The sequence below is a fragment of the Pseudocoprococcus catus genome (assembly GCF_019734885.1).
Classification (GTDB): Bacteria; Bacillota; Clostridia; order Lachnospirales; family Lachnospiraceae; genus Coprococcus_A; species Coprococcus_A catus.
The window spans coordinates 60,014-70,821 of record NZ_JAAXCM010000065.1; the positions used below are offsets into that span (position 1 = coordinate 60,014).

The 10,808-nt window shown below is 44.4% G+C and carries 11 protein-coding genes and 5 pseudogenes; 4 read left to right on the plus strand and 12 right to left on the minus strand.

The genetic code is table 11. The annotated features are described in order from the left end of the window. Positions 1 to 12 precede the first annotated feature (12 nt). Together HED67_RS16855 and HED67_RS16860 are read right to left on the minus strand one after the other, a co-directional pair. Entirely contained in the window at positions 13 to 738 is a 726-nt protein-coding gene (locus HED67_RS16855) for an ABC transporter permease (RefSeq protein ID WP_221718978.1), read from the minus strand. Continuing rightward, positions 735 to 1,499, minus strand: a complete 765-nt coding sequence (locus HED67_RS16860; RefSeq protein ID WP_221718979.1) for an ABC transporter ATP-binding protein — start codon at positions 1,497 to 1,499, stop codon at positions 735 to 737. Before HED67_RS16860 ends, HED67_RS16855 begins: the two co-directional genes overlap by 4 nt. Positions 1,500 to 1,655: 156 nt before the next feature. On the opposite strand from HED67_RS16860, the gene HED67_RS16865 reads away from it, so the two are divergent. The 3 genes from HED67_RS16865 to HED67_RS16875 all read left to right on the plus strand — a co-directional run bounded on the left by HED67_RS16865 (position 1,656) and on the right by HED67_RS16875 (position 4,085). Further along, positions 1,656 to 2,357: a response regulator transcription factor gene (locus tag HED67_RS16865; RefSeq protein ID WP_015515120.1), complete on the plus strand. Its 702-nt coding sequence runs from the start codon at positions 1,656 to 1,658 to the stop codon at positions 2,355 to 2,357. Positions 2,358 to 2,361: 4 nt separating this feature from the next. After that, positions 2,362 to 3,726 (plus strand): sensor histidine kinase, encoded by a 1,365-nt coding sequence (locus HED67_RS16870; RefSeq protein WP_221718980.1) that lies wholly within the window; start codon positions 2,362 to 2,364, stop codon positions 3,724 to 3,726. Positions 3,727 to 3,863: 137 nt separating this feature from the next. Next, positions 3,864 to 4,085, plus strand: a complete 222-nt coding sequence (locus tag HED67_RS16875; RefSeq protein WP_221718989.1) for a hypothetical protein — start codon at positions 3,864 to 3,866, stop codon at positions 4,083 to 4,085. A 63-nt stretch (positions 4,086 to 4,148) separates the two neighbouring features. Here HED67_RS16875 and HED67_RS16880 read toward each other — a convergent pair whose 3' ends face one another. The 7 genes and pseudogenes from HED67_RS16880 to HED67_RS16910 all read right to left on the minus strand — a co-directional run bounded on the left by HED67_RS16880 (position 4,149) and on the right by HED67_RS16910 (position 9,420). Then, positions 4,149 to 4,856: a hypothetical protein gene (locus HED67_RS16880; protein ID WP_015515118.1), complete on the minus strand. Its 708-nt coding sequence runs from the start codon at positions 4,854 to 4,856 to the stop codon at positions 4,149 to 4,151. Continuing rightward, on the minus strand, positions 4,849 to 5,772 hold the full coding sequence (locus HED67_RS16885; RefSeq protein WP_221718981.1) for an ABC transporter ATP-binding protein: 924 nt from the start codon (positions 5,770 to 5,772) through the stop codon (positions 4,849 to 4,851). The genes HED67_RS16880 and HED67_RS16885 overlap by 8 nt, the downstream gene beginning before the upstream one ends. Before the next feature lie 98 nt (positions 5,773 to 5,870). After that, on the minus strand, positions 5,871 to 6,812 hold the full coding sequence (locus HED67_RS16890; protein WP_221718982.1) for a HAMP domain-containing histidine kinase: 942 nt from the start codon (positions 6,810 to 6,812) through the stop codon (positions 5,871 to 5,873). Next, complete coding sequence (locus tag HED67_RS16895; RefSeq protein WP_028088182.1) at positions 6,809 to 7,498, minus strand: response regulator transcription factor; 690 nt, start codon at positions 7,496 to 7,498, stop codon at positions 6,809 to 6,811. The genes HED67_RS16890 and HED67_RS16895 overlap by 4 nt, the downstream gene beginning before the upstream one ends. Further along, positions 7,479 to 7,676: a helix-turn-helix domain-containing protein gene (locus HED67_RS16900; RefSeq protein ID WP_015515114.1), complete on the minus strand. Its 198-nt coding sequence runs from the start codon at positions 7,674 to 7,676 to the stop codon at positions 7,479 to 7,481. Before HED67_RS16900 ends, HED67_RS16895 begins: the two co-directional genes overlap by 20 nt. A 162-nt stretch (positions 7,677 to 7,838) precedes the next feature. Beyond that, the gene (locus HED67_RS16905; protein ID WP_221718983.1) at positions 7,839 to 8,102 is read right to left on the minus strand and encodes a hypothetical protein; all 264 of its coding nucleotides are present in this window, start codon (positions 8,100 to 8,102) and stop codon (positions 7,839 to 7,841) included. Further along, positions 8,068 to 9,420 (minus strand): annotated as a pseudogene (locus HED67_RS16910) (relaxase/mobilization nuclease domain-containing protein). The gene HED67_RS16905 and the pseudogene HED67_RS16910 overlap by 35 nt, the downstream one beginning before the upstream one ends. Before the next feature lie 32 nt (positions 9,421 to 9,452). Here HED67_RS16910 and HED67_RS16915 point away from each other — a divergent pair. Beyond that, positions 9,453 to 10,169, plus strand: a pseudogene (locus tag HED67_RS16915) (ATP-binding protein); the annotation flags it as partial. Between the two features lie 72 nt (positions 10,170 to 10,241). Here the strand turns inward: HED67_RS16915 and HED67_RS16920 are convergent. The 3 pseudogenes from HED67_RS16920 to HED67_RS16925 all read right to left on the minus strand — a co-directional run. Continuing rightward, a pseudogene (locus HED67_RS16920) lies at positions 10,242 to 10,411 on the minus strand (CD1845 family protein); the annotation flags it as partial. Beyond that, a pseudogene (locus HED67_RS17175) lies at positions 10,394 to 10,498 on the minus strand (PcfB family protein); the annotation flags it as partial. The pseudogenes HED67_RS17175 and HED67_RS16920, both read right to left, overlap by 18 nt. After that, positions 10,498 to 10,665 (minus strand): annotated as a pseudogene (locus tag HED67_RS16925) (ParA family protein); the annotation flags it as partial. The pseudogenes HED67_RS17175 and HED67_RS16925, both read right to left, overlap by 1 nt. Positions 10,666 to 10,808: the final 143 nt, after the last annotated feature.

Genomic DNA, 10,808 nt, shown 5'->3' on the forward strand with positions numbered 1-10,808 from the left:
TATTATCCCTCCTTACTCGTAGCGTCTGTACTTCGCCAGCCACAAGCCCACAGCAAAGAACAACAGTGTTTCCACCAAAGCGACAAGGGCAACCGTCGAATCAGGCTGGGCGCTCATGGCTGCTGCTGGTTTCAGAATAATCACAAAAGGATGCACCAGCAAAAGCGTCAGCCCCGAATTTGCAAGGGCCATACCACTCAGAAAACCGGCAACACCAATTCCAAGCGGCACCCACATATTTTCAAAGCGCGAGGAAATCAGCAGCATAAACGACAGTACCGGCATGGATGTGAGAAAAGAGTATCCTGCAAAGCGTACCAGCGTACCCATCTCAAACGCTCCGTCCGGCAAGTCCGTCATTCCGATCCGTACAAGTGCCAGGTTTTGCAGCACGATTGCAACCAAAAACATGACCGTCAGAATCAGAAATTTGCACAGATACATGGCCGGGACGCTGACGGGAAGCATATACATCTTCTTTACAGCACTTCCCTTAAATTCCATGTTGTAGATCATGCAGGTAGCAACCACAATACCGAACAGATTCAGCACCATAATCATGCCGTAGAGCTGGGTCAACAAGACATCCATCGGGGCCAGCGGCAGATTCAGAAGTGTGTCTTTCCGCACAATGAAATTGACAAATGCGTAGGCGACTCCCAAGACACCAACGGCCAGCAGCACGGGAATCACGCCGGTTCGCTTTTCTTTCCGAAGTTCGATTGCCAGCGTTTTCATAATTTTGCCCTCTGCTTTCTGTCCATGTTATCTTTCTCAACCATAGAAAGGAACACATCTTCCAGATTGTCCGCAGCGAAGCCGGATTGCAGGGCGTATTGACGCAGATCATTCATGCTTCCCTCAAACAGCAGCCGCCCGTGGTTGAGAATCCCAATGTCATCTGCAATCAATTCGATTTCAGACAGCATATGGGACGAGATCAGCACCGTGCAGTCGTAAAGGCTGGGCAAGGATTTTACCAGATTGCGGATTTCGTGGATACCGGACGGGTCAAGACCGTTTGTGGGTTCGTCCAGAATCAGAATCGGCGGACGCCCCAAGAGTGCCCCGGCAAGGCCCAAGCGTTGCTTCATTCCCAGCGAATACTGTTTTGCCAGCCGGTCGCCAAACTCGGTCAGCCCTACCAGTTCCAGAGCATCTTCCACATCAGCTTTCGGCAGTCCCAAAATGCGGCGGATAATGTCAAGATTTTCCCGCCCGGTGAGATTCGCGTAGAAAGACGGCGCTTCGATGAAAGAGCCGATCTCTTTGAGAATGGCAATCCGATCCTGCGGAAACTGTTTCCCATCAATGGTAAAGCTGCCTTTTGTGGGAGCGGTCAACCCCAACAGCATTTTCATGGTAGTGGATTTGCCTGCCCCGTTTGGGCCAAGAAAACCATAAATGCTGCCCTTGCGAATATGAAGCGAAACATGATTGACCGAAGTGAAGTTCTTATATTTCTTGGTCAACTGTTCCGTTGTAATGATATGGTCCATAGAAACATCTCCTTTCGATGCTTCTATGGTACAACTTCAACCTGACATCTACATTCTCCCGTCCTTACTTTTACCTTACTTTTCAAGGAACAAGAACGCAGAATGGACAGCCCATGATATAATAGAAACAAATAAAATCATATTGGAGAAACTGCTATGGATAATTCCTTTTTACATACTAAAAGGCTCCTGTTGGTAGATGATGAACAGGAACTATTGAAAATGGTTTCAGATATATTGAAAGATGCAGGATTTGAAACTGTCCTTACCGCAATGACGGTCAAAGAAGCTATTTTGACCGCAAAAGAGGAAACTCCCGATTTAATTGTTTTGGATGTCATGCTGCCGGATGGGGATGGCTTTTCTCTGATGCAACATTTCCGCACTTTTACCAATGTGCCGATCATTTTCTTAACAGCAAAGGACGAAGCAGCAGACAAATTATCGGGATTGGGGCTTGGTGCAGATGACTACATTTCTAAGCCCTTTATGCCGCAGGAACTGTTACTGCGTATCTATGCGGTACTGCGGCGAACCTACAAAGAGGATTCACCGCTGCTTGTTTTGGATGGATGTACGATTGATTTCAGCCGGGCCGAAGTCCATAAGGGCAGCGAGATTATCTCCCTGACGGCCAAAGAACATACTCTACTTGAAACGCTTGCCCGTAATGCTGGAAAGATTGTTACCGTAGATGCGCTTTGTGAAGCCCTCTGGGGGGATAATCCTTTTGGCTACGAAAACAGCCTCAATGCTCATGTCCGGCGCGTCCGGGAAAAGATTGAAACCGATCCATCAAAACCCGTGTCCCTGATAACCATTAAAGGATTAGGCTATAAGCTGATAGCAAGGAAATGATGTCATGAAATCATTCGAAAGTTATATATCTAAATATCTTGTGTCGTTCGTTGCCTTTATTCTGATATTGCTTTTTCTTAATGCAGTAGTATTCGGTCTGACTTTTCAAAAGATTGTGACCGAGGATTATGGCGATTCATCCCCGCAATCCATGTTGGAAATGACTGCTACCGCCGCTACGCCGGAACAATTATCGGATGAGGCGGTGCAAATGCTCCGACAGAATCATATTTGGGCGATCTACTTGAACACAGCTGGTCAATGTTATTGGTCGGTTGATTTGCCGGACAATGTGCCGAAAAATTACACAATTCAAGATGTCGCACTATTTTCAAAAGGGTATATTGAGGATTACCCGGTTTTTATTTGGAACACCGATGATGGGTTGTTGGTGCTGGGCTATCCCACAGACAGCTACACAAAACTCACCAGCAATTTCTATTCCATTGCAGCACTTCAACGACTCCCCATCTTTGTGCTGGGGATGCTTGGCTTGGATGTGCTGTGCCTCTTTTCAGCCTATTACTTTTCCAAACGCAGAATCATTCACAATACCGAACCGATTGTATCCGCTGTGGAAACTTTGGCAGACGGAAAGCCAGTTTCACTTCATATCAGCGGAGAACTATCGGAAATTGCAAGCAGTGTAAACAAAGCTTCTTCCATTTTGAATAGGCAAAATGAAGCGCGGGCAAACTGGATCAGTGGCGTTTCCCATGACATCCGCACACCTCTCTCCATGATTATGGGGTATGCGGGCCGCATTGCGGAAAGTGAAGCTGCCAGCAAGAGCATCCGGGAACAGGCGGAAATAGTACGGAAGCAAAGTGTAAAAATCAAAGAACTGGTACAGGATTTGAATTTAGTATCGCAGTTGGAATATGAGATGCAACCGCTTCATAAAGAGATGGTTCGCTTATCCAAACTACTGCGATCCTATGTAGCAGACCTGTTGAATACAGGAATTTCCGATAGCTACAACATCGGAATTAAGATTACTCCTGACGCGGAAAATGCTGTGTTGGAATGTGATGCCAGATTGATTTCACGGGCTGTAAACAACCTTGTCCAGAACAGCATGAAACACAACCCGCAGGGCTGTGAAATCGGCCTTTCGCTTACAGCATCGCAAAGCCATCTTATCTTGGCGGTTACGGATAACGGAACGGGTCTGTCTGCTGAAAAGCTGCAAGAGCTGGAAGAAAAGCCGCATTATATGGAAAGCACAGATGAACGGCTTGATTTAAGACATGGGCTTGGATTGCTGATTGTCCAACAAGTCGCCGCAGCTCATAACGGCAGTTTCAAACTTACTAATGTTTTCCCGAAAGGGTGTGAAGCTACTTTAATATTCCCGTATATTGGATAAACAGGCAAGTACAAATCTATAAGAAAACGCCAGATTTCCGCGATGGAAAACTGACGCGCCAAAAACAGCCGCTATTATACCGAATTACATGGAACGATAATACCGATGCAATGTTATACTTGCCCAGAGGAGGAGCAATGCTTTTTTTAACTGATGTAGATCATGTGAGCTTTGAAAAAGCAAACGAGACACGGCAAAATAACCTCCAATCGGCTACCGTGTCCCTGCAAGTCGTCATTGGTTTGTGTAGACGCAAAGAAACGGCGGCTCTGAAAATCAAAGCCGCCGTTTCAAATGGGCGTGTCAAATTGTCTGCTCTACGACGGCTTTTTTTCTTTTGCCGTCGCCCGGCAGTTTAATAACTATTTAATATCAATTTATAGTTGGCATCACTATAAGAACTTTCCTTTTCATCGAGCATTTTAGTTCAAATCCTTAGTTTCCACATTGTAAATCGAGAGAAACGCAAAGATTAAGGAAAGTACCATAAGTACAACAGGAAGAATGGCATTATCCGCCAAAGAAAAATCGCCCACATTAGCCTGTGTCAAAAAGATCAGCAGAAAAGATGATACGATGGTAGCTTTTGAGGACTTCATAGCCATACCAATAAACAAGGCGATAAAACTCATGGTTACAATGACAACGGACTTTAAGAGTAACTGAATATAGAACCCCATACTTGCCATGTTGTAGTCCAGTGGGAATGAGGAAACCATGAATTGTGAACCAAGTAAAATGCAGCCGTAAATCAATAGTTTTGTCAGCACCAGAGCCACGAAATTGAAAATCCATACAGCTAACATTTGAGAAACGAGAATTTTCTGTCGCTTAATTGGATACGAAAACATTAAGTTCATGGTTTTATTTTTATAGGCGCTCACAATGTATGTGGACAACATGACACTGGTAAACACCAGAAAAGCCATGCTTGTAAACAGCTCGATAGAGGAAGAAATCGCACTGTTACCCGGCGCCGCATCAGGAACACCCGTATCAGGATCATTGGCAATTCCCAAATAGCAAAGGGCAAATATGAACAGGCAGATCAGAGCCGACATGATAACCACATTGCGAATGTACTTTCCTACATTATTCTTTTTCCATTCCAGCCTAATGAGTTTAAGCATGATATTTCACCTCCCCGGTCAGCTTCAAGAAGTAGTCCTCCAGCGTTTCAGATTTCTTTCCAATGCTCACAACTTCGACATCATTCAGAGCCAGTATTTTCGTCAACTGCTTGGTAGACGCTGCATGGTCATATATGCGAATTTTACCGCTGTCAAGAATCTTAAAATTTTGCAGACCCAACTTTTCAGTCAAGACATAGGCAGCCCGCTTTTCATCCGTGACAGAAAGCTCCACATAATTGAGGTTCATTTCCTCAATATCTTGCATACGAATTTCTTTCATCATTTTTCCGTGATGGATAATAGCAACGGTATCCGCAATACTCTCCACTTCAGATAAAATGTGACTTGAAATCATAACGGTAATACCGTACTCCGAACAAAGTGTTTTTAATAAATCACGGATTTGTTTCATTCCTGATGGATCAAGGCCGTTTGTGGGTTCGTCGAGAATAAGCAGTTCCGGCTTGCACATAATGGCTCTTGCAATTCCGAGGCGTTCTTTCATGCCGAGGGAATAGTTCTTGACCGGCTGATCGGCTGCTGATGTCAAGTCCAGCATTTGCAACGCACTTTCAACACTGTCAACATTGTAATAGCCCATATACTCACAATGAAGCTGTAAGTTCTCACGCCCGGTCATGTGGTCATAAAAGGTGGGAAACTCGATGATACTTCCCATTCTTTTTAAGACTTCATAGGATTTTGGAGTCAATACCTCTCCAAACACCTCAATAGTCCCACTGGTAGGTTTCCAAAGGTTAGTAATCATCTTCATCACTGTGGTTTTACCAGCTCCGTTAGGACCAAGAAAACCATAAATTTCCCCTTTGGGAATATGAATATTAACATCAGTGACAAGTGCCTTACTACCGATCTTTTTAGAAAGACCACTTGTTTGTAAAATAAATGGCATTGTCTTGCCCTCCTTTCTACTGACATTATAGAAAGTTCGATTTTCAAAACTCTTGAATAATTCTTACAAATTTCTTTCTTGAAAAAATGACCTATGGTTTAATAGGCCATTTTCTTGAGCGTAATAGTGAAAACTGTTTTCTGGTGCGGATGACTTTCTAAAGTAATATCGCCACCGAGTTGCAAGGCAAGATTTTTCGCAATCGTCAGTCCAAGACCATTTCCTTGCATGGCGCTATTTCGAGAATCTTCCATTGTAAACAGTCGGTCAAAAACAGACGCAGCAAATTCTTTTTCAATTCCACGGCCCCTGTCCACAATGTCTATATAGATATGTGCCTGATCTGCCCGCAAAAACATACCTAAATATTTTCCATCGCCGCCATAGCGAATTGCATTGGAAATCAAATTGAACATAATTCTTTGCAACGCATCTTTATTGGCATTTGCATACAACACATGATCGGGTATGTTAATTTCCACTTCAAAATTTTTTTGTGAAAGGAGTTCATAGAAATCCAAAATATTTTCCCGGCAGGCTTCGTTCACATTCAAACGCTCCAATGGCATATCTGTATCGCCAGCCTCTAATTTAGCAAGCGTAAAGAATTGTGTAATCAATCCCATTACCCGCTGGGCAGTGTTTTCTACCTTTTGCAACATTTCATTGCTTTGGGTTCCGTTCAAACGCATAATCTCCAAATAGCCAAGAATCACTGTCATGGGAGTTTTAATGTCGTGGGAAATGTTAGATAACATCTTTTTGGATGCCATTTCAGCCCGCCGATACTCAACTTTTACTTTCTGCCGATCTTCTAACATTCGATTGATTTGTGTTGCAAGCTCTATCAGTGCCTTATTATCGGTAAAGACTGTCACTTTTTCGTCGCTGTCGGTGTCAAGAAGTTCTTTCAATTTGCTGCTGATCTCATGTATTTTTGCTTTTGTTCCGTTATGGAATACAAACTGCTGGTACACAATGATACAGATTAAAATCATAATACAGAGGGTTAGTAAAAAGATAATTGTCGCATTGCTCATTTCTGTTCTCCCAGCTTATAGCCAATTCCCCATACAGTTATAACAACTTGTGGCTTTCGTGGATCATCCTCAATTTTCGTTCGTAAACGGCTGATGTGAACATTGACGGCATTTTCATCCCCCATATAGGCATCATTCCAAATTAAAGAATAGATTTGAGCCTTTGTGTAGACCCTTTGTGGGTTTTCCAGAAGCAGCCGTAAAATATCAAATTCTTTTGCGGTCAGTTCGATAATCTCGCCTGATTTTGTGACGGTGTGATTTTCCAAGTTCATAACCAATGGGCCCCACACAAGTTTCGTTTGCTCTGGCTGTACGGCAGCATATTCGGTATTTCTACGTATGTTTGCTTTAATACGCGCCATAACCTCTGTTATGGAAAACGGTTTTGTAATATAATCATCCGCACCGAGGCCCAAACCTAAAGTTTTGTCGGAATCCGAATCCTTTGCAGAAATGATGATAATTGGCACCGTACTTTTTTGACGAATATACTTCATTACATTCATACCTGTAATTTTGGGAATCATCAAATCCAACAAGACGATACTATAAGAACCAATGTCGAAAGCCTCACATGCCTTTTGACCATCGGTAGCGCAGACAACTTCAAAATTTTCTGCTATAAGATAGCTACATAACATTTCACTTATTTCTATATCATCTTCAATTAAGAGAATCTTCATTATTCTTTTTTCCTTCCTTTCTGCGCCTATCAGTCGGCTTCTCCGCAGTTTTAGGGAGCAGCCAAACACCGGCCATTTTCACAGCACCGGGGATACGCCCACCAGCACAATAATAATTTACCCTTCGAGGTGTCACGCCCCACTTCTCGGCGGCCTCTTTCAATGTCATATAGTCCATTTCGCACCTCCACAGAGTACATTATAGTTCTTTATCTCGAACAATACAAGTTTATCACCAATCGCAGCTTTATATAATCGGCATAATCGTACAGCTTGTCAGGCATAATAAGGTCATTCCATCATATAAACCGGAACGATACAATATTATTGAGGTGAACGATTATGCCGATTGATGATTTAACTGCTTTAGGGCAAAAAATGCGAGAAGCCCGAAAGAATATCCCTTTGTGATTTTCCTCTCTGCTTGCTTGTTGAGGGCAGCGCCCCCAAGCCCCTTTGAACACAGAATTTCATTCTGTGGCTGCGCGTTCTCCGTTCCACTCCGGTCGGCACTAAGCGGACATCCCCTGGATGTCCAGTGCCTGCGAACGCTTTTTACCAGGACCAGCTTACCGCTGGCCGTGGTCTTTTTCTTTTTCAACATCCTGTTCTACCTCCATTTTCAGCACCCGATCCACATTGGCCTTTGCCATTAAAAGCTCCCGCATTTTCTCACGGGAACGCCGGTACTCGGCATAGGTCTTTTTCTTTTCTTCCAGCAATTTCACATACTCTGTCTGTAACTCTTTGACCCTTGGCAACTTCTTGACGCCCATCTCATCAAAGGCATTCTTAGTAGCCTGGTGGAGCAAAATTTCTTCCTCATGTTTTTCCCGGAATTTCTTAGAGTAGCCCGCCTTGCGGTATGCCACATAGACCTCACGGGTCTTGGCATAATTTACGATGTGAGTACGCAGAACAGCGATCTCTGCCATGCGCTTTTCAGCCACTTTGATCTGCGCCGAAAGATCATTGTGATGTGCCGTGGCAGCCGTAGCCTTTTCTTCCAAAACCGCATACTCCAGCAGATTGTTCTCTGACAGGTAATTCATGGTCTGCGCCATTTGTTTCAGATTAAAAACTTTAGCCCATCGAGCATAGCCAGCACCTTTTCCAGCCTGCAATTTTGCCTGAATGTCCACCAGCAGATTGACCTTCGGCGGCTCTGCCTGTGTGACTGTTTTCTTTCGCGGGATATGTGCTTTCTTCTCGGAGAGAACTGCCCGCAAATCTTCCAATCCATATCCTTCGCCCAGCCTGTCCATGCGGGCGGCTTTCTCCCAACCAGAGAGTTTCAGTCGATACGATTTTCCGCGCTTTGAGACTTCACAACCATACTCTTGCAACAGCCTCAGCAGTTCTTCAAAGTCAGCAGGACTTTGTGATAATGCGTTGTCAATCGCCACACGCAGCAGCTCTCGGTGAGAGGGCTTTGCCTGATCTCCCAGCCACTTGTTATAGCTTTTTCCGTGAAGTTTCGGATTCTCTACAATGGACAGTCCGTTTTCAATGCAGATGGTATCACTTAACCGGCGAACCGCCTTGGTGCTGCCCCAAAAGTTTCGGAATTTCCGGTCATATTCTAAGCTGACCGATGACCAGATAATGTGATTATGAATGTGCGACTTGTCTATGTGAGTGCAGACCACAAAGGCATGATTGCCTTTAGTAAAACGCCTTGCAAATTCTACGCCCAGCCGGTTTGCTTCTTCCGGGGTAATCTCACCAGGGCGGAAGGACTAACGCACATGATAGGCAATCACATCATCTGTACCACGCACTCGTCCGGTAGCGGCAATGTACTGCCGCTTTGCCAGAAGGAACTCCGCATCAACCGTTTTGCTGTCACACGCATAACCGGTAATGAGTTTGCCGTTATCTGTTTTCTGTGGATTTGCTACATAGTCGATGATGTCACTGATTGCCCGACTTTCTGTGCGACCCTTGCCAACATGAAGCTATTCGCAATAATTCCAAAGTCTGTTTTGTCAAAGAAGCTCAGTATCGGGTAGACAAGCCGGATTATGCTGAACGAGCTGTAACAGAGGCTCTTGTCAACGCTCTCATCCATCGTGATTATATTGTGCTTGGCAGCGAAGTCCACATTGATATGTTTGATGGTCGGGTGGAAATCACATCTCCGGGCGGTATGTTTGGCGGCGGCTCAATTCAGGAATACGATATTTACAGTATTCGTTCGATGCGACGAAACCCTGTGATTGCTGACCTGTTCCACCGCATGAAGTATATGGAACGCCGTGGAAGTGGTCTGCGCAAAATCGTCAGTGAAACCGAAAAGCTACCTGGATATACAACGGCATATAAGCCTGAATTTTCCTCAACAGCAACAGATTTCAGGGTCATCTTGAAAAATGTAAACTACAACATGTGCGGTGCTTCCGTACATGATGCCGCACATGATACAGCACATGATACAGCACATGATGCCGCACATGATACATCTGTGATCAGCAAGCAAAACTTGCTATTGAAATTTTGTGCAGATCCTAAAAGTCGAGATGAAATGCAAGCATATATTGATGTTTCCAGCCGTTCTCACTTCAGCAAATATTACCTCAAGCCTTTATTATCTTCTGGTAAACTTGAAATGATGTTTCCAGACAAACCCAAAAGCAAAAAACAGAAATACACTACCGTTCATTCCAAATAACCTAGAAGCAGGGCATTGGGTCTCATCTCCCATTGTCCTGCTTCTTTTCATTCCAGATTATATTCACATCATTTACCCATACATCCAATCCTGGATCGCATATTTCAAATCCTGCACCTTACCCAACAGCCAGATCGCCGCAAGCGGCAATCCCATCGGGCTAATCAAAAATGCATAACCAGCAAAATTGCACCATTCTGCGGGGAATAGGTAATAAGCACAGCCACGCCAATGTTGGATATTCCCTGATTCTGCCCGACAAGCTGCTTCACAGTCTGTTTTCCGTGCGGAATAACCGGTGCATCACGGCTTCTCTGCTTTTGCAGCTTTCCGGTTGCGGATTTCCCAGGCTAATCGTCAGACTTCCTTGCGGATCTCCATCGATCAGCAGGACTTTCTTCCCAGTCTGTGCCAGCCCTATTCCCAAGTTGGCACAGGTTGTTGTCTTGCCAACACCGCCCTTCTGGTTGACGATGGCGATGATTTGCGTGTTCATTGACTTCACCTCATTTCTAATTGTTGCTGTTGCTTCTGGAAATAGAAAAAGCCGCCACTCCAAAATTGAAGTGAACCCCTTTTGTTAGACAAAAATGTAAGTCTAATGAAAGGGGTTATTTCTATGTCTGGAAGAAAAATGTA

Excerpts from the sequence above, each read along its gene's own strand:
- HED67_RS16895 (WP_028088182.1), bottom strand. The coding sequence starts at position 7,498 with ATGAAGATTCTCTTAATTGAAGATGATATAGAAATAAGTGAAATGTTA.
- HED67_RS16880 (WP_015515118.1), bottom strand. The coding sequence starts at position 4,856 with ATGCTTAAACTCATTAGGCTGGAATGGAAAAAGAATAATGTAGGAAAG.
- HED67_RS16905 (WP_221718983.1), bottom strand. The coding sequence starts at position 8,102 with ATGTTGAAAAAGAAAAAGACCACGGCCAGCGGTAAGCTGGTCCTGGTA.
- HED67_RS16855 (WP_221718978.1), bottom strand. The coding sequence starts at position 738 with ATGAAAACGCTGGCAATCGAACTTCGGAAAGAAAAGCGAACCGGCGTG.
- HED67_RS16885 (WP_221718981.1), bottom strand. The coding sequence starts at position 5,772 with ATGCCATTTATTTTACAAACAAGTGGTCTTTCTAAAAAGATCGGTAGT.
- HED67_RS16870 (WP_221718980.1), top strand. The coding sequence starts at position 2,362 with ATGAAATCATTCGAAAGTTATATATCTAAATATCTTGTGTCGTTCGTT.
- HED67_RS16900 (WP_015515114.1), bottom strand. The coding sequence starts at position 7,676 with ATGGACTATATGACATTGAAAGAGGCCGCCGAGAAGTGGGGCGTGACA.
- HED67_RS16860 (WP_221718979.1), bottom strand. The coding sequence starts at position 1,499 with ATGGACCATATCATTACAACGGAACAGTTGACCAAGAAATATAAGAAC.
- HED67_RS16875 (WP_221718989.1), top strand. The coding sequence starts at position 3,864 with ATGCTTTTTTTAACTGATGTAGATCATGTGAGCTTTGAAAAAGCAAAC.
- HED67_RS16865 (WP_015515120.1), top strand. The coding sequence starts at position 1,656 with ATGGATAATTCCTTTTTACATACTAAAAGGCTCCTGTTGGTAGATGAT.
- HED67_RS16890 (WP_221718982.1), bottom strand. The coding sequence starts at position 6,812 with ATGAGCAATGCGACAATTATCTTTTTACTAACCCTCTGTATTATGATT.